Below are 16360 nucleotides of genomic sequence, written 5' to 3' on the forward strand. Positions count from 1 at the left end.
GGCCGGCCGGGTCACGAGGAGACGGGGGGATGATTCGCGCCGCGATGGATCTCGTACAGCCGCACGTCTCCCCAGCCGGGATGATCGACGATCGGCCGGTCGTTCATGAACAGCCGGATGAGGTGAGCCAGCTCCTCCGGGTGGCTGAAGTTGATGGCGTGCGCGGCTCCCTCGATGAGGACCACCAGCACGCGCGTGTCCGTGCGTCCGGCGACCTCGTTCACGCGATGGGCACCGGGCAGGAGAGGGTCCCGCGATCCGAGGACCACGAGCGTGGGGACGTGCAGCTCCAGCAGACGCTGCAAAGTGGGATAGCGCGTCAGCGCCCGAAACAGCCGGAGTGTGCTCGGGATGCCGAACCGCACGTAGTCGGGAACCACGACCCCCGCGAGGCGAACGGGCTCGCGAGGGGCGTCCCGGGCCAGCTGCGCGACGGCTCGCGTCAGCGGGCGGTTGAAGTAGCCGCCGGCGGGTGAGACGAGCACCGCCCGGTCGATGCGCTCCGGATAGTGATGCGCGAACTCGACGATCACCGGGCAGCCCATCGCGTTGCCGACGAGCGTCGCGCGCTCCGCGCCCCGGTCGTCGAGGAACGACGCCGCCGCGTGAGCGAGGTCGGGGATGTCGAGCATCCCGGGCACTCTCGCGCTGCGTCCGAAGCCAGGGAGGTCGGGCACGAGGGTGCGGAACTCGTCTGCGAGCAGCTCTGCGGTGGGCAGCAGGTAGCGGCCGGACAGCCCGAAGCCATGCAGGTGCGCGATGACGCGTGGATCCGATGATGCGTGCGCCGACTCCCGGTAGAAGACGTCGACGCCCTCGATCCGCGCCCGCCGCTCCACCAGCGGGGGCAGACCATCCTCCGCCTGCGCATTCCCCATGCGGCTCCTCGCGATCGTTCTGCGGCCAACCGGGGCCGCGGCGCCATTCTGCCGTTCCCGGGAGCGACGCGGAAGACCCCGGTGCTCGCATCCGGGGGCTCGCGTCAGCCCTCGGGGGTCGCGTCCGCCGGCGGGTGCAGTGTCGACTGCACGAGATCCCGGATGTACGCCCAGTCGGGGCTGTCCTCGTCGATGCCGCCGGCGGGCGTCAGCTCGATCGTCGTGACCTTCTGCTCCTTCGCCTTCAGGGCGAGGTCCAGAAGCTTCGGGATGAACGACTGCGGCACGTCGGTGCTGACGAGGTCGGCACCCGCATCCGCGAGTTCCTGGAAGCGGGTGAGGACCACCTGCGGAGTGAACTGGTCGAGAATCGCCTGCTGCAGCTCACGCTGACGCCGCATGCGGTCGAAGTCACTGGTGGTGTGGCGGGAGCGCGCGTACCACTGCGCGGTGAAGCCGTCCATGCGCTGGGTGCCGGGCTCGATCCAGCCCTTGACCCATTCGTCGAGTGGCTGGCCGGTGTGGTGCGGACCGCCGATCGGGATCCGCTCCTTCACCGTGATCTCGACGCCGCCCAGCGCATCGATGAGCGCCTCGAACGCGTACATGTCGATCGTCACGTAATTCGGGATCTCGATCCCGAGAATGCCCTCCGTCGCGTCCTTCGTCGCCTCGATACCCGGCGTCGACCCGTTCGCGACCGCTTCGGGGTAGATGAGGTCGCCCTCCTGGCAGACCTCGACCTCGGTGTTGAGCTGGTTGATCCCGCTTCCCCAGCCGCACGTCGCGTCCGCATGCCCCTCGTGCCCGTTCGGGTATCGGTCCTTCATCGGACCGTCGGAGAAGGGGAAGCCGGGCATGTCACGCGGGAACCCCGTGATGGTCGTCGCCCCGGTCTCGGCGTTGATCGAGACGACCGAGATGCTGTCGAACCGCTTTGAGTCGTTGGTCGTGACGTGGTCGGCGCCCAGCAGCAGGATGTTGTAGTAGCCGTCGGACGGCTCCATCGTCGGGCCGCTCGCGCCGAAGATAGCGCCCATCGTCTCCCGCGCGGTGCCGGTGGCGCCCGCCGCCTGGAACGCGGTGCCGCTGGTGACGACGAGCAGAGCGACGGCCGTGACGGCGATGCCATAGCGGGCGCGTCTGCCCGTCTTCACGAGGCGCACCAGACGCAGCGTGTCGACGGTCAGCACGACCCAGAGCGTTGCGTAGGCGATGAGGAGCCCCTGCACGAGGAGCAGCGCGAACCAGTTCGTCGCGATCGTGAGCAGGACAGACCGCCACATCACCGCGGTCACGGCGGCGGCGACCACGAGCGTCCACATCAGGAGCGTGGAGGCGACGCCGAAGCGACCCAGCCGACGGTTCCCGGCGAGCAGCTGCGCCGAGCCGGGGACGAGGAGGTTCAGCACCACGAGCCACCACCCGCGGCGCGTCATGACGGCACGGGACGAATGATCCGGGTGCCGCAACGGCTGCTCCCTGCCGGTCTCAGCGGACCGAGGAGCGGCCGGGCGGGGCGGTGCCAGCATGCTCATCACGCGCCCAGGGTAGGCGTGCGCAGCGGAGCTTCCCCGCAGCGGCACGGCGCATCGGCGGGATTGGCGGTCGCGGAGCGGACACGGTGTCGGTGGTGGATGTCCACGTATGGAGGGGATGACGGGAATCGAACCCGCACCATCAGTTTGGAAGACTGAGGCTCTACCATTGAGCTACATCCCCGCAGCGGCTGGCCGCGGCATCCATCAGTCTAGTGGACGTCCGAGGGCGCTTCCGACCACGCGGAGGAGATGATCGGGCGCGTCGGCTAGACTTGCCGGGGCCGAACGGCGCGCACGCGCGTGCGAACCCGCCCGGGGCGTAGCTCAGCTTGGTAGAGCGCCCGCTTTGGGAGCGGGAGGCCGCAGGTTCAAATCCTGTCGCCCCGACATCACGGCCGTCACAGAATTCCGAACCCAGACCTTCAGCAGCCGCGCGCTCGCGCGGTCCGATAGAGGAGAAGTAACAGGCATGGTGAACAGCACCGTCGAGAAGCTCAGCCCCACCCGGGTGAAGCTGCACATCACGGTCACCCCCGAGGAGCTCAAGCCCTCGATCTCGCACGCGTACGAGCACATCGCGCAGGACGTGCAGATCCCCGGCTTCCGCAAGGGCAAGGTTCCGGCCCCCATCATCGACCAGCGCATCGGCCGCACCGCGGTTCTCGAGCACGCGGTCAGCGAAGGCCTCGACACCTTCTACCGCGAGGCCGTGCAGGCCAATGAGCTCCGCGTTCTCGGCCGTCCCTCGGCCGAGGTGACCGAGTGGCCGAACGAGAAGGACTTCTCGGGCGACCTGCTCGTCGAGGTCGAGGTCGACGTCCGCCCCGACTTCGAGCTGCCCGCGTTCGAGGGCACGACCATCGAGGTCGAGGCCGTCGAGATCGACGAGGCCGCGATCGACGAGGAGCTCGAGCGTCTGCGCGCCCGCTTCGGCACGCTCGTGACCGTGGACCGGCCCGCCGCGAAGGGTGACTTCGTCGAGCTCGACCTGGTCGCCGCGATCGACGGCGCCGAGATCGACCGCGCCGAGGGCGTGTCGTACGAGGTCGGCTCGGGCGAGCTTCTCGAGGGCATCGACGAGGCCATCGACTCGCTCACCGCCGGTGAGGACACCACGTTCCGCTCCAAGCTCGTCGGCGGCGACCACGCCGGCGAGGAGGCGGAGGTCTCGGTGACCGTCAAGGCCGTCAAGGAGCGCGAGCTCCCGGAGGCGGACGACGACTTCGCGCAGATCGCGAGCGAGTTCGACACCATCGCCGAGCTGCGCGACAGCCTCTCCGAGCGCGTCGGCCAGCAGTCGGTGTTCACGCAGGGCTCCGCGGCGCGCGACAAGCTGATCGAGACGCTGCTCGAGCAGGTCGAGATCCCCGTGCCCGCGCAGCTCATCGAGGACGAGGTGCACAACCACCTCGAGTCCGAGGGTCGCCTCGAGGACGACGAGCACCGCGCTGAGGTCGCCGAGGCCAGCGAGAAGCAGTTCAAGACGCAGATGCTTCTCGACGCCATCGCCGAGAAGGTCGACGTCCAGGTCTCGCAGGACGAGCTCACCCAGTACCTGGTGCAGTCGTCGGCCCAGTACGGCATGTCGCCGCAGGACTTCGTCAACGCGCTGCAGGAGGGCAACCAGCTCCCCGCCGTCATCGGCGAGGTCGCCCGCAACAAGGCGCTCGCCGTCGCGCTCGGCAAGGTCTCGGTCGTCGACACCAACGGCAAGGCGGTCGACCTGACCGGCTTCGTCGCCGTCGAGGACGAGGCTGAGGCTGAGGACGAGGTCGTGGAGGAGGCGCAGGAGATCGCGGATGCCGCGGCCGACGCCGACGCCGTCATCGAGGCGGAGGAAGCCGAGGCGAAGCCCGCCAAGAAGCCGGCTGCCAAGAAGGCCCCGGCCAAGAAGAAGGCTGCCGCCGACGCCGAGTGATCATCACTTCGACAGTGGGGGACGGATGCCGCGGCATCCGTCCCCCGCTTCGTTCCCGGGCCTGCGATCTGCCCAGGGCGAACACGGGCGGGTCGCTCGGCCCGCGCCGGTAGATTCGATGGCACGACCACGGAATCAGGAGTACACATGGCCGAACCACTTGTCGCGACGAGCGTCTTCGACAGGCTGCTGAAGGACCGCATCATCTGGCTCGGGTCAGAGGTGCGCGATGACAATGCCAACGAGATCTGCGCGAAGATCCTCCTCCTCGCCGCCGAGGATGCCGAGAAGGACATCTACCTCTACATCAATTCGCCCGGCGGATCGATCACCGCGGGCATGGCGATCTACGACACCATGCAGTTCGTGCCGAACGACATCGTGACCGTCGGCATCGGCATGGCCGCCTCGATGGGTCAGCTCCTGCTGACCGCCGGCACCAAGGGCAAGCGGTACATCACGCCCAACGCACGGGTCCTGCTGCACCAGCCCCACGGCGGCTTCGGCGGCACCGCGAGCGACATCCAGACGCAGGCGCAGCTCATCCTCGACATGAAGAAGCGGCTCGCCGAGATCACCGCCGCCCAGACCGGAAAGACCGTCGAGCAGATCAACGCCGACGGCGACCGCGACCGCTGGTTCAGCGCCGACGAGGCCCTCGAGTACGGATTCGTCGACCACATCCGCGAGTCGGCCACCGACGTGGTCGGCGGCGGCGGCACGGCAGCCTGACGGACCCGAACGCGAAAGAGAGAGAACGCGAATGCACACCCCCACGTTCGGTCCCACGGCGCCCCAGGGCCTGCAGATGCCCGGCAGCCGCTACGTCCTGCCGCAGTTCGAAGAGCGCACGGCCTACGGCTACAAGCGGCAGGACCCGTACAACAAGCTCTTCGAGGATCGCGTCATCTTCCTCGGCGTCCAGGTCGACGACGCGTCGGCCGACGACGTGATGGCGCAGCTGCTCGTCCTCGAGTCGCAGGACCCCGACCGCGACATCATCATGTACATCAACTCGCCGGGCGGCTCCTTCACGGCCATGACGGCGATCTACGACACCATGCAGTACGTGTCGCCGCAGATCCAGACCGTCGTGCTGGGCCAGGCGGCGTCCGCGGCCGCGGTGCTCCTGGCCGCCGGTGCCCCCGGCAAGCGGCTCGCGCTGCCCAACGCCCGCATCCTCATCCACCAGCCCGCGATGGGCGAGGCGGGCCACGGCCAGGCATCCGACATCGAGATCCAGGCGCAGGAGATCATGCGCATGCGCACCTGGCTCGAGTCGACGCTGTCGAAGCACTCGAACAAGTCGCCTGAGGAAGTGAACAAGGACATCGACCGCGACAAGATCCTGTCTGCGGAGGATGCCGTCGCCTACGGCCTTGTCGACCAGGTCCTCACCACCCGCAAGCGCGGGCAGGCTGCGCTGACCAAGTAGCAGACCCGTGCGCGTGAAGGCCCCGGCTCCTGCCGGGGCCTTCGTTCATTCCACAACCCGCGCCGCAAAGCCCTCGCATGTCCGTGTGAGCGGCTAGGCTCGGAGCACGGCAAGGGGAGTGCGACCCCACCGACCGACGAGGAGGAGCCAGATGGCACGCATCGGTGAGAGCGCAGATCTGTTCAAGTGCTCCTTCTGTGGAAAGAGCCAGAAGCAGGTCCAGCAGCTGATCGCGGGTCCCGGCGTCTACATCTGCGACGAGTGCGTCGAACTCTGCAACGAGATCATCGAAGAGCGCATGGCGGAGTCCGCCTCCGGCGAGGTCGCAGAGTTCGATCTTCCCAAGCCGCGCGAGATCTTCTCGTTCCTCGAGGAGTACGTCGTCGGTCAAGACGACGCCAAGCGCGCGCTGGCCGTCGCCGTGTACAACCACTACAAGCGCATCCGAGCGCACGGCACCCTCCAGTCCGCTGAGCAGCGTGCCGACGACGTCGAGGTCGCCAAGAGCAACATCCTCCTGCTCGGTCCGACCGGCTGCGGCAAGACCTACCTCGCACAGACGCTCGCCAAGCGACTGAACGTGCCCTTCGCGGTGGCGGACGCCACCGCGTTGACCGAGGCCGGCTATGTCGGCGAAGACGTCGAGAACATCCTCCTCAAGCTCCTCCAGGCCGCCGATTTCGACACCAAGCGCGCGGAGACCGGCATCATCTACATCGATGAGGTCGACAAGATCGCCCGCAAGGCCGAGAACCCCTCGATCACGCGCGATGTGTCGGGGGAGGGCGTCCAGCAGGCACTGCTGAAGATCCTGGAAGGAACGGTCGCCTCCGTCCCGCCGCAGGGCGGCCGCAAGCACCCGCACCAGGAGTTCATCCAGATCGACACCACGAACGTGCTGTTCATCGTGGCCGGCGCGTTCGCCGGGCTCGAAGACATCATCTCGTCGCGGGTGGGCAAGCACGGCATCGGCTTCGGGGCGCCGTTGCACAACAAGGGCGATGACCTCAGCCTGTTCAGCGAGGTGCAGCCGGAGGACCTTCACAAGTTCGGTCTGATCCCCGAGTTCATCGGGCGACTGCCGGTGGTCGCTTCGGTGTCCCCACTGGACCGCGAGGCGCTCATGGAGATCCTCACCGAGCCCAAGAACGCGCTGGTCAAGCAGTACCGCCGCATGTTCGAGCTCGATGGTGTCGATTTGGAGTTCGACGCCGAGGCGTTGCAGGCGATCGCCGAACTCGCGGTCGAGCGCAAGACGGGCGCCCGCGGACTTCGCGCGATTCTCGAAGACGTGCTCGGCCCGATCATGTTCGAGATTCCTTCGGCCGATGACGTCGACAAGGTGGTCATCACGCGCGCGGCGGTGCAGGACGGCGCCGCCCCGACACTCGTGTTCCGCCAGAACCGCAAGAGCGCCTGACCCTCGGCGCGACCTGAACTGGCCCGTTCGGGCCAGTCGCAATGGCCCCGGCGGGCGACGATGTCAGAGCGCCTTCCGGCTTGGCTGGGGGCATGTCCACCTTCGCATCGTCTTTCCACGAACTCGCTGTCACTCTCAGCCCCGCGCAGGGGATCCCGCGCCGCCGCCGCGATGATCCGCCGATCGTCGCGCCGATCGCGCGCGTGTCGGTCGACCGCCGTCTGAACGGGCCGCGCCGCAGCGCCAACGGCGGCTTCGCGGCCGGCATCCTCTCGCGACACGTCGACGCCGACGTGGTCACCGTGGTGCTGCGTCGTCGTGTTCCGCTGGCCAGGCCTCTCGATGTGCACGCCGATGACCGCCGGGGTGTCGTGCTCTCCCGCCGGAGGCGCACGGTCGCGCAGGCGCGGCCGGGCGTGCTCGCCGACACGATCGCGCCGCCGCCGCCGAGCTGGGGAGAAGCCCTGGCGGCACGCGCACACCACCCGCTGATCGGCGTGCGGCATCTGCTCTCGGACTGCATCGTCTGCGGGCCGGAGCGGTCCGACGGCATGCGCGTCACGCCGGGCCCAGTGGCAGGGCGCCCCGAGCTGCTCGCCGCGCCCTGGCTGGTCGGCGTGCGGGAGTCGGCGTCGGGCACGGCGCACGCCGCCGCGGTCTGGGCGGCATTGGACTGCCCCAGCTACCCCGCGGAGGCGCTTGCGGCGCGTCGCCTCTGTCTTCTGGGCACGATGACAGCCCGCATCGACCGCCGCCCGCGAGTGGGGGAGCGCATCGTCGTGTACAGCTGGACCCGGAGCCGAAAAGACCGGAAGTACGAGACCTCGGTCCGTGCGGTCGATGAAGCCGGTGGCCAGATCGCCGCCGCGGATGCGACCTGGATCGCCCTGCGATGACGCGGACGCGGTCGGACTCTAGACTGACCGCGTGCTCGCGGAGGATCCCGTCGTGCGTCGCGCCCGCTTCGGCGGAGACGACGTGGCCTGGGCTGCCGTCGGGTCGGGGCCCGGGGTGCTGCTGGGCGGCTGGTGGTCGAGTCACCTCGTGCACGACCTCGCGGTTCCCGAGTTCCGGGGGTTCCTCGCGCGCCTCGCGGCTCATTGGACGGTGATCCGCTTCGATCCGATCGGCGTCGGGCTCTCCCGCCGCGCCGCTGGCGTCGAAGGGGACGTGACGGCCCACGCGGCCGCGATGGCGGCCGTCATCGAAGACGCGGTCGACGCCCCCGTGTCGGTCGTGACCGGTTCGTCGGGCGCTCCCGTCGCGGTCGCCCTCGCAGCCCTGCGTCCCGACCTGCTCGACAGGCTCGTCGTGTGCGGCGGATACCTGCGAGGACGGGACATCGCGGGCGCGGAGGACCGGGAGGCGATGGTCGAACTGGTCCGACGCAACTGGGGGATCACGTCCCGCGTGCTCGCCGAGGTGTTCCTCCCCGGCGGCTCCTCCGTGCAGCGTCAGGAGTTCGCGCGCTTCCAGCGGCGCATCGCGTCGGCGGAGGAGGCGGCGGCCGCTCTGGCCTCGGTGTACGAGCTCGACGCCACGCCCTTCGCCTCGGCGGTGCGGGCACCCACACTGGTCCTCCACCGTCGTGACGACCGCGCGATCCGGTTCTCGCTCGGACGCGATCTCGCCGAGCGCATCCCGGGGGCACGCTTCGAGCCGATCGCGGGCATCGATCACTTTCCGTGGTTCGGTGACGTGGACGAGGTGATCGGGCACCTGGAGGACTTCCTCGATCTGCCGCGGTCGCCGCACGCATCGTCGCGCGCCGGCGACGGGCCGAGGCACACGGTGGCTCGTGCGGGGTTGACGCCGAGGGAGACCGAGATCCTCGCGCTGGTCGCGGAGGGCCTCACCGACGCACAGATCGCCGACCGACTCTTCCTCAGCCCGCATACGATTCATCGCCACGTCGCGAACGCGCGCACCAAGCTGGGCGTGCCCACCAGGGCGGCCGCTGCCGCCCTGGTGATCGCCGCCGACCAGCCGGGCTGAGCCGACTCAGCCTGCGAGGCCGCGGCGCGTCAGGAGGGGCGTGATCTCGGCATCGCGGCCCCGGAAGTCGCGGTAGGCCTCGAGCGGATCCTTCGAACCGCCGACACCGAGCAGGCGCTCGCGGAAGCGGTCGCCGTTCGCGCGGGTGAGTCCGCCGTTCTCACGGAACCACTCCACGGTGTCGGCGTCGAGCACCTCGCTCCAGATGTACGAGTAGTACCCGGCGCTGTACCCGCCCGAGAAGACATGGGCGAAGTACGTCGACGAGTAGCGCGTGGGCACGGCAGGGTTGTCGAGCCCGATCTCGGCGAGTGCAGCCGCCTCGAACGCAGCGACGTCGAGGTCGGCGGCGGCCTCATCCGTGGTGAGGGAGTGCCACGCCTGGTCGAGCCACGACGCCGCCAGGTACTCGCTCGTGGCGAAGCCCTGGTTGAACGTCTCCGACGCGTGGAGCTTCTCCACGACCTCGGCGGGCAGGGGCTCGTCGGTGTCGATGTGACGCGCGTAGGCGGTGAGGATCTCGGGCCAGTAGATCCACATCTCGTTGACCTGACTGGGGAACTCGACGAAGTCGCGGAAGACGTTCGTGCCGGCGAAGTGCGGGTAGGTGACCGTCGCGAACAGGCCGTGCAGCGCGTGGCCGAACTCGTGGAACAGGGTGGTGACCTCGTCGAGGGTCAGCAGCGTCGGGGTGCCGGCCGCGGGCTTGGGCACGTTGAGGTTGTTCACGACGATCGGCCTGGTGCCCCGCAGTCGCGACTGCGACACGATCGAGTTCATCCACGCTCCGCCACGCTTGGTGTCGCGCGTGTAGAGGTCGAGGACGAACAGTCCGAGCTCCGAGCCGTCCTCGTTGTGGATCTCGAACACGCGTGCATCGGGGTGGTAGGCGGGGATGTCCTCGCGCTCGGCGAAGGTGATCCCGTACAGGTCGGTCGCCGCGCGGAACACTCCGTCGCGCAGCACGCGCTCGGCCTCGAACCAGGGCCGGAGGGCGGCGCGATCGAGGTCGTACTCGGCGGCCCGCACCTTCTCGGTGTAGTAGGCCCAATCGTGCGCCTCGAGCGCGAAGGGTTGGGCCTCGGTGTCGTCGACGATCGCCTGCAGCGCGGTCTGTTCCGCAGCGGCATTGCGGGCGGCCGGGACGGCGAGCCGGCGCAGGAGGTCGTGCACCGCGGCGGGGGAGCCGGCGGTCTCGTCGGAGGTGATGTAGGCGGCGTGGGTGGCGTATCCGAGGACCGCCGCGCGCCGAGCACGCAGACGCACGATCTCCCGCAGCACATCCCGGTTGTCGTGCTCTCCGCCGCGCGAACCCCGGGCTCGAGAAGCGTCCATGATCCGCTTTCGCGCGTTGCGGCTGTGGAGCGAGGCGAGATGCGGATGCCCGGTGAACAGCGTCAGGGAGACGAGCCACGCCCCGTCGAGGCCGCGATCGGCCGCGGCCTGCGCCGCGGCGGACAGCTCGCCGGGGGCGAGGCCGGCGAGGTCGTCGGCGCTGTCGAAGACGACGGCCAGATCGTTGGTGTCGGCGAGGAGGTTCTTCTCGAACGTGGTGGTGAGCGTCGACAGTCGCTGGTTGAGGTCGGTCAGCTCCGTCTTCTGCTGCTCGTCGAGGCCCGCGCCGGCGTGCGACATCTCCGTGAAGTGACGCGTCACGAGGTAGCGCTGCTCGTCGGTGAGATCCAGGCCGTCCAGCTGTTCGTGCACGGTCTTCACGCGCCAGTACAGCTGCGCATCGAGCTGGATCGCGTCCTGGTGTGCGGACATGAGCGGCGCGAGCTGCTCATCGATCTCCTGGATCTCGGGTGTCGCGTCGGCCGATGACACGGTGTAGAACGTGCGCGCCACCTCGCCCAGCAGTCGGCCGCTCTCTTCGAGCGGCACCAATGTGTTCTCGAACGTCGGCGCGGAGCGCACGCGCGTGATGTTCGCGACCTCCGCTCGGTGCGCGGCGAAGGCCTGCTCGAAGGCGGGCAGGTAGTGCTCCGGCCGGATCTCCCGGTAGTCCGGCATCCCATAGGGCAGGGCGGAGGGGGAGAGCAGGGGATTGTCGTTCGCCATGCGTTCAGCCTAGCGATGCGGCATCCCCTTCCCTACGCTGCTTTGCAAACATGCGGTTGCAAAAAAGTCCTTGCAAAGAAAGCTTTGCAAGGAGTACCGTGGGGCTATGGCAGAGAACGATCAGCCGCAGGATGCTCTGAGCCGCAGCGAGGAGCGGCACCGCGCCGACCGCGTCCTCGACACCGGAGCGCTGCGCGCACTCGCGCACCCGCTCCGGGTGCGGATCTACGACATCCTCAGCCAGTACGGCCCGCAGACGGCGAGTTCCCTCGCCGAACGGCTGGGGGAATCGAGCGGCTCTACCAGCTATCACCTGCGGGCTCTGGCCAAGCACGACCTCATCCGGGAGCAGGCCGACCGGGGAACCGGACGGGAGCGGTGGTGGGAGCGGCCCGAGGGCGGCGTCACGTTCGCCAACCCCGAAGCCATGGCCACCCCGGCAGGACGCGCCGCCACGCAGATCGTGATGAAGGAGTTCCTCCAGAACCGCAACGAGCAGCTCCTCGACTTCGTCAGCCGCGGAGTCAGCGCCGAGAGCGAGATGTGGCAGGAGGGGACGCTCATCTCCACCGCCACCACCCGCCTCACTCCCGAGCAGAGCAAGGAGCTCGGGATGAAGATCATGGCCCTGATCGACGAGGCCGTGGACAACTATCGCAATCAGACCGGCGAGGACGTCCGGCCCGTCACGATCCGGGCCGACCTGTTCCCGCTTCCCGACCTGGGAGAGAACTCATGAGCGCCATCGCCACCCATGGCACCTTCCGATTGACCGCCACCGAGCGAGTGCTGGTGCGCGCCGCCGCCGTGCTGGACCGCGCCGCCGAGCGAAGCGTGGACCGTCGCGCGGATGCCGCGACCCGCCGCCTCACCCGCGCGCGCGTCTCGGCCGCCGAGGCGCGCCAGAGCGCCGCCGCTGCGCACGGGTGGGGGGTGCTGCCGCGATGACCGGCACGCCCGCTGTCGCGACGACCTCGGGGCCGCGCGAGAAGCGGCCGCTCGGCCGCGACTTCGGCAAGCTGTGGACCGCGGCCGCCTTCTCCAACCTCGCCGACGGGATCGGCCGCACCGCGGTGCCGCTGATCGCGACCACCCTCACCCGGGACCCGCTCGCCATCGCGGCCGTCGGCGCGCTGGCGTTCGTCCCCTGGCTCGTCTTCGGCCTCCCCGCCGGCATGCTCGTCGACCGGTTCGATCGCCGCCACCTCATGGCCGCCGCCAACACGCTCCGGGCAGGTGTGGCGCTCGCGCTCGCGATCATGACGGTGACCGGCACGCTCACCATCTGGTGGCTGTTCGCGGCGGTGCTCGTCTTCGGCGTCGGGGAGACGCTGTTCGACAACGCCACGAACGCCATCGTCCCGCAGCTCGTGGAGCGGCGATCCCTGGATCGCGCGAACGGCTGGCTTCAGGCGGCGCAGATCACCATCGACAACTTCGTCGCGACGCCGATCGGCGGCGTGCTGTTCGCCGTTTCCCTCGCGCTGCCGCTGTGGGTCGGGGCGGCCGGGTATCTCGTCCCCGTCGCGCTCGCCGTCCTGCTGCCGCTGGCCGCCGCGCGCGCGCTGCAGACGCCGCGAGACCCGGAGGCGCCGCCGACCTCAGCTCGGCCCCAGTCGCAGACCTCGGCGCGAGAGGCGATCGTGTACCTGTGGAACCACCGGTTCCTGCGGTCCATGGTCGTGTTCACCTCGGTGGTCGGATCCGCCTTCGCGTTCGCGCAGGCGCCGACGATCCTCTACTTCCTCGACGAGCTCGACGTCGCGCCCGCGGCGATCGGCGTGGTCACGGCGGGCATCGGACTCGGTGCGCTGGCGGGCTCGCTCCTGGCACCCCGCCTCGTCGAGCGCTTCGGGCGCGGAAAGGTCATGCTCGGCGCCAACTTCGGCGCCGCGATGGGCCTGATCGGGGTCTGGGCCGCGCCCGAACTCCTCACCGGCATCGTGGCCTACGCCCTCATGGCGGCAGCCGTCTCCGTGTGGAACGTCCCGTGGGGCGCGCTGCGTCAGGCGATCGTTCCGGGGCGCCTCTTCGGCCGCGTGCTGGGCATCATCCGCACCTTCACGTGGGGTCTGTTCCCCTTCGCGACGCTCCTGGGTGGCCTCGTGGCCCGCGCCGACCTGCGTCTGCCGTTCCTCATCGCCGGCGCGGTCACGATCATCGCGGCGACCGTGGCCGCGCGGCTCCTCCTCGAGGCGTCGCAGCACGACCGCCCCGAGGAGTGAGCTCAGGCGAACTCGTCGTCGACGTCGTGCGTGACGACGGGTTCGTCATCGTCATCGAGCCGGACGATCACGCCCGTGTCGAGCTCGGCGATCGGTCGGCCCTCGAGCCAGGTCAGCGTCCACCGCGGACGCGGCTGACCGAGCCCGTCGCCGGGGACCGCGGCATCCACCGATCGGATGCCGCGGACGAGCGCCTCCGGGACCGCGCGGGGCGGTTCGTCGCCCGAGGTCCAGCGGGTGCCGAGTTGCATCATGCCTCCTGTTCCGCGAAGACCACGCGGTCGATCCCGAGTTCGTCCGCACCGCCGACGAGCTCGAGCGTCTCGATGCGGCCGACAGCGCGGAGGTCTCCCTCGGCGAGCCGGAGCCGCTCGGCCGTGGCGTCATCAGCGCGCAGGGTGAGGGTCTCGACGGGGGTCTTCTGCGACGCCTTGGCCTCGGTCTTGGCTCGACGGATGCCGATCAGTGCCGCGCTCACCGCGGTGAGCACCTCGGGATCGCCGTCTGAGCCGAGGGGCTCCGGCCAGGCGGCGACGTGGATCGAGCCATCCTCGAACCACGACCACGCCTCCTCGGTGGCGAAGGAGACGACCGGTGCGAACAGTCGGAGGAGGGTCGACAGAGCCGTTCGCAGCGCGAGCGCAGCCGAAGCCTGTCCGACGTCGGTGCGATCGTAGGCGCGCTCCTTCACAAGTTCGAGGTAGTCGTCGCAGAACGTCCAGAAGAACGACTCCGTCACCTCGAGCGCCCGCGCGTGGTCGTACGCGGCGAGCGCCTTGGTGGCCTGGCGCACGACCTCGTCGAGGGTCGCCAGCATCGAGGCGTCGAGCGCGTGGGTGACCTCGGCCCCTTCGGGGACGGGGAACGAGAGCACGAACTTCGCGGCGTTGAGGATCTTGATCGCCAATCGACGGCCGATCTTGATCTGAGTGGGGTTCTGGGGATCGAAGGCCGCGTCGGTGCCCAGCCGGCTGGAGGCGGCCCAGTACCGCACCGCGTCGGAGCCGTGCTGCGAGAGGATGTCGGCCGGAGTGACGACGTTGCCCTTGGACTTCGACATCTTCTTGCGGTCGGGGTCGACGATGAACCCCGAGATCGCGGCATCCGACCAGGGCGCGCGGTCGTCCTCCGCGGCGCTGCGCAGCATCGTGGAGAAGAGCCAGGTGCGGATGATGTCCTGGCCCTGCGGACGCACGTCGAACGGCGCGACGAGATCCCACAGCTCGGGGTCGCGCTCCCAGCCACCGGCCAGCTGCGGAGTCAGGGACGAGGTCGCCCACGTGTCGAAGATGTCCTTCTCGCCCTCGAATCCGCCGGGCGCGCCGCGCTGGGCCTCCGTGAATCCCGGCGGGACGTCGGTGGTCGGGTCGACCGGCAGGCTCGCGAGGTCCGGCGTGATCACGCGGTCGTAGTCGCGCTCGCCGTTCTCGTCGAGGCCGTACCAGACGGGGATCGGAACCCCGAAGAACCGCTGACGCGACACGAGCCAGTCTCCGGTGAGCCCGCCGACCCAGTTCTCGTATCGCACGCGCATGAACTCGGGATGCCACGACATGCCGTGTCCGAGGGCGATGAGCTTCTCACGCAGCACCTCGTCGCGGGCACCGTTGCGGATGTACCACTGGCGGGTCGAGACGATTTCGAGCGGGCGGTCGCCCTTCTCGTAGAACTTCACGGGGTGGTGGAAGGGCTTGGAGACCTCGAGCAGCTCGCCCGACTCCTCCAGCAGCTCCACCATCCGCTTCTTGGCGCTGAATACGGTCTTCCCGCCCAGCTCCGCGTACGCGCTGATGCCCGCCTCCGAGGTGATCGCCTCGGGGGCATCGGCCAGCACGCGGCCGTCGGCACCGAGGATCGTGCGGTTGGGCAGATCGAGTTCTCGCCACCACACGATGTCGGTCACGTCGCCGAAGGTGCAGATCATCGCGATGCCGGTGCCCTTGTCCTTCTGGGCGAGGTGGTGCGCCAGCACGGGCACCTCGACGTCGAAGATCGGGGTGCGCACCGTGGAGCCGAAGGAGGGCTGGTAGCGCTCGTCGTCGGGGTTGGCCACGAGCGCGACGCAGGCAGCGAGCAGCTCCGGTCGGGTCGTCTCGATCACGATGTCGCCGGTGCCGTCAGTCTTGTGGAAGGCGACCTTGTGGAACGACGCCGGCTGCTCGCGGTCCTCGAGTTCGGCCTGGGCGACCGCCGTGCGGAAGTCGATGTCCCACAGGGTGGGGGCGAGGTCCTGGTAGGTCTCGCCGCGCTCGACGCCGCGCAGGAAGGCGAGCTGGCTCGTGCGGATCGTGTCCTCGGAGATCGTGCGGTAGGTCTGCGTCCAGTCGACGGACAGTCCCAGCTGGCGGAACAGGTCCTCGAAGTGCTTCTCGTCTTCGAGGGTCAGCTCCTCGCACAGCTCGATGAAGTTGCGGCGGCTGATCGGCACCTGGTCGGCGGGCTTGAGGCTCTTGGCGTCACCATGGAAGGGCGGCGTGAAGCCGGCGTCGTAGGGCAGCGACGGGTCGCAGCGCACCCCGTAGTAGTTCTGCACCCGACGTTCCGTCGGAAGACCGTTGTCGTCCCAGCCCATCGGGTAGAACACCGTCTTGCCGCGCATGCGCTCGAAGCGCACCTTGACGTCGGTGTGCGTGTAGCTGAAGACGTGCCCGATGTGGAGACTTCCCGACGCGGTGGGCGGCGGGGTATCGACGGAGTAGACCCCCTGGCGACCCGCTTCGGCGGCACGGATGCGGTCGAACAGGTAGGTCCCGTTCGCCGACCACGCGGCATCCCACTTGGATTCGAGACCCTCGAGGGCGGGCTTGTCGGGAATGGCGGCCATAGGGATCTCCTTGCGCGATATGTGCGGCACTGTGTGAGCGTGCCTGAGTGTGGGATGCGTCCA

Annotated in this window: 14 protein-coding genes and 2 tRNA genes; 10 read left to right on the forward strand and 6 right to left on the reverse strand. The window is 69.2% G+C overall.

The window, feature by feature from the left end; all coding sequences use genetic code 11:
• Positions 1-11: 11 nt before the first annotated feature.
• The 3 genes from HQM25_RS08130 to HQM25_RS08140 all read right to left on the reverse strand — a co-directional run bounded on the left by HQM25_RS08130 (position 12) and on the right by HQM25_RS08140 (position 2600).
• On the reverse strand, positions 12-878 hold the full coding sequence (locus HQM25_RS08130) for an alpha/beta fold hydrolase (RefSeq protein ID WP_172989779.1): 867 nt from the start codon (positions 876-878) through the stop codon (positions 12-14).
• 104 nt (positions 879-982) lie between these two features.
• On the reverse strand, positions 983-2416 hold the full coding sequence (locus HQM25_RS08135; protein ID WP_172991579.1) for an LCP family protein: 1434 nt from the start codon (positions 2414-2416) through the stop codon (positions 983-985).
• A 110-nt stretch (positions 2417-2526) separates the two neighbouring features.
• A tRNA-Gly gene (locus HQM25_RS08140) sits at positions 2527-2600 on the reverse strand.
• A 132-nt stretch (positions 2601-2732) separates the two neighbouring features.
• Here HQM25_RS08140 and HQM25_RS08145 point away from each other — a divergent pair.
• The 7 genes from HQM25_RS08145 (at position 2733) to HQM25_RS08175 (ending at position 9187) form a co-directional block, all read left to right on the forward strand.
• Positions 2733-2806: transfer RNA gene (locus HQM25_RS08145), tRNA-Pro, on the forward strand.
• Between the two features lie 82 nt (positions 2807-2888).
• Positions 2889-4337, forward strand: coding sequence for a trigger factor (gene tig, locus HQM25_RS08150; protein ID WP_172989780.1), 1449 nt, complete (start codon positions 2889-2891; stop codon positions 4335-4337).
• A gap of 147 nt (positions 4338-4484) precedes the next feature.
• A complete protein-coding gene (locus tag HQM25_RS08155; RefSeq protein ID WP_172989781.1) occupies positions 4485-5069 on the forward strand; it encodes an ATP-dependent Clp protease proteolytic subunit in 585 nt (194 codons plus the stop codon).
• Between the two features lie 31 nt (positions 5070-5100).
• The gene (locus HQM25_RS08160; protein WP_172989782.1) at positions 5101-5772 is read left to right on the forward strand and encodes an ATP-dependent Clp protease proteolytic subunit; all 672 of its coding nucleotides are present in this window, start codon (positions 5101-5103) and stop codon (positions 5770-5772) included.
• Between the two features lie 151 nt (positions 5773-5923).
• Positions 5924-7192: an ATP-dependent Clp protease ATP-binding subunit ClpX gene (clpX, locus tag HQM25_RS08165; RefSeq protein WP_172989783.1), complete on the forward strand. Its 1269-nt coding sequence runs from the start codon at positions 5924-5926 to the stop codon at positions 7190-7192.
• 92 nt (positions 7193-7284) lie between these two features.
• Complete coding sequence (locus HQM25_RS08170; protein WP_172989784.1) at positions 7285-8088, forward strand: hypothetical protein; 804 nt, start codon at positions 7285-7287, stop codon at positions 8086-8088.
• A gap of 31 nt (positions 8089-8119) precedes the next feature.
• Positions 8120-9187, forward strand: a complete 1068-nt coding sequence (locus HQM25_RS08175; RefSeq protein WP_172989785.1) for an alpha/beta fold hydrolase — start codon at positions 8120-8122, stop codon at positions 9185-9187.
• Positions 9188-9193: 6 nt separating this feature from the next.
• On the opposite strand, the gene HQM25_RS08180 is transcribed toward HQM25_RS08175, so the two are convergent.
• Positions 9194-11248: a M3 family metallopeptidase gene (locus HQM25_RS08180; protein ID WP_172989786.1), complete on the reverse strand. Its 2055-nt coding sequence runs from the start codon at positions 11246-11248 to the stop codon at positions 9194-9196.
• A gap of 106 nt (positions 11249-11354) precedes the next feature.
• Between HQM25_RS08180 and HQM25_RS08185 the strand changes: the two genes are divergently transcribed.
• From HQM25_RS08185 to HQM25_RS08195, 3 genes are read left to right on the forward strand one after another with little or no spacing between them, the layout of a single operon-like run.
• On the forward strand, positions 11355-11987 hold the full coding sequence (locus HQM25_RS08185; RefSeq protein WP_172989787.1) for an ArsR/SmtB family transcription factor: 633 nt from the start codon (positions 11355-11357) through the stop codon (positions 11985-11987).
• A complete protein-coding gene (locus HQM25_RS08190) occupies positions 11984-12196 on the forward strand; it encodes a hypothetical protein (RefSeq protein WP_172989788.1) in 213 nt (70 codons plus the stop codon). The genes HQM25_RS08185 and HQM25_RS08190 overlap by 4 nt, the downstream gene beginning before the upstream one ends.
• On the forward strand, positions 12193-13473 hold the full coding sequence (locus HQM25_RS08195; protein ID WP_172989789.1) for an MFS transporter: 1281 nt from the start codon (positions 12193-12195) through the stop codon (positions 13471-13473). Before HQM25_RS08190 ends, HQM25_RS08195 begins: the two co-directional genes overlap by 4 nt.
• Before the next feature lie 2 nt (positions 13474-13475).
• On the opposite strand, the gene HQM25_RS08200 is transcribed toward HQM25_RS08195, so the two are convergent.
• Positions 13476-13724 carry a hypothetical protein gene (locus HQM25_RS08200; protein ID WP_172989790.1) on the reverse strand — a complete coding sequence of 83 codons (249 nt, stop codon included), beginning with the start codon at positions 13722-13724 and terminating at the stop codon, positions 13476-13478.
• On the reverse strand, positions 13724-16297 hold the full coding sequence (valS, locus tag HQM25_RS08205; RefSeq protein ID WP_172989791.1) for a valine--tRNA ligase: 2574 nt from the start codon (positions 16295-16297) through the stop codon (positions 13724-13726). Before valS ends, HQM25_RS08200 begins: the two co-directional genes overlap by 1 nt.
• Between the last annotated feature and the right edge of the window lie 63 nt (positions 16298-16360).

This window comes from Microbacterium hominis (assembly GCF_013282805.1).
Classification (GTDB): domain Bacteria; phylum Actinomycetota; class Actinomycetes; order Actinomycetales; family Microbacteriaceae; genus Microbacterium; species Microbacterium hominis_B.

Bases quoted from the DNA above. Each gene is read 5' to 3' on its own strand.
- HQM25_RS08195 (WP_172989789.1), top strand. From the start codon at position 12,193: ATGACCGGCACGCCCGCTGTCGCGACGACCTCGGGGCCGCGCGAGAAG.
- HQM25_RS08180 (WP_172989786.1), bottom strand. From the start codon at position 11,248: ATGGCGAACGACAATCCCCTGCTCTCCCCCTCCGCCCTGCCCTATGGG.
- HQM25_RS08170 (WP_172989784.1), top strand. From the start codon at position 7,285: ATGTCCACCTTCGCATCGTCTTTCCACGAACTCGCTGTCACTCTCAGC.
- tig (WP_172989780.1), top strand. From the start codon at position 2,889: ATGGTGAACAGCACCGTCGAGAAGCTCAGCCCCACCCGGGTGAAGCTG.
- HQM25_RS08135 (WP_172991579.1), bottom strand. From the start codon at position 2,416: ATGAGCATGCTGGCACCGCCCCGCCCGGCCGCTCCTCGGTCCGCTGAG.
- HQM25_RS08200 (WP_172989790.1), bottom strand. From the start codon at position 13,724: ATGCAACTCGGCACCCGCTGGACCTCGGGCGACGAACCGCCCCGCGCG.
- HQM25_RS08155 (WP_172989781.1), top strand. From the start codon at position 4,485: ATGGCCGAACCACTTGTCGCGACGAGCGTCTTCGACAGGCTGCTGAAG.
- valS (WP_172989791.1), bottom strand. From the start codon at position 16,297: ATGGCCGCCATTCCCGACAAGCCCGCCCTCGAGGGTCTCGAATCCAAG.
- HQM25_RS08185 (WP_172989787.1), top strand. From the start codon at position 11,355: ATGGCAGAGAACGATCAGCCGCAGGATGCTCTGAGCCGCAGCGAGGAG.
- HQM25_RS08130 (WP_172989779.1), bottom strand. From the start codon at position 878: ATGGGGAATGCGCAGGCGGAGGATGGTCTGCCCCCGCTGGTGGAGCGG.
- clpX (WP_172989783.1), top strand. From the start codon at position 5,924: ATGGCACGCATCGGTGAGAGCGCAGATCTGTTCAAGTGCTCCTTCTGT.
- HQM25_RS08160 (WP_172989782.1), top strand. From the start codon at position 5,101: ATGCACACCCCCACGTTCGGTCCCACGGCGCCCCAGGGCCTGCAGATG.
- HQM25_RS08190 (WP_172989788.1), top strand. From the start codon at position 11,984: ATGAGCGCCATCGCCACCCATGGCACCTTCCGATTGACCGCCACCGAG.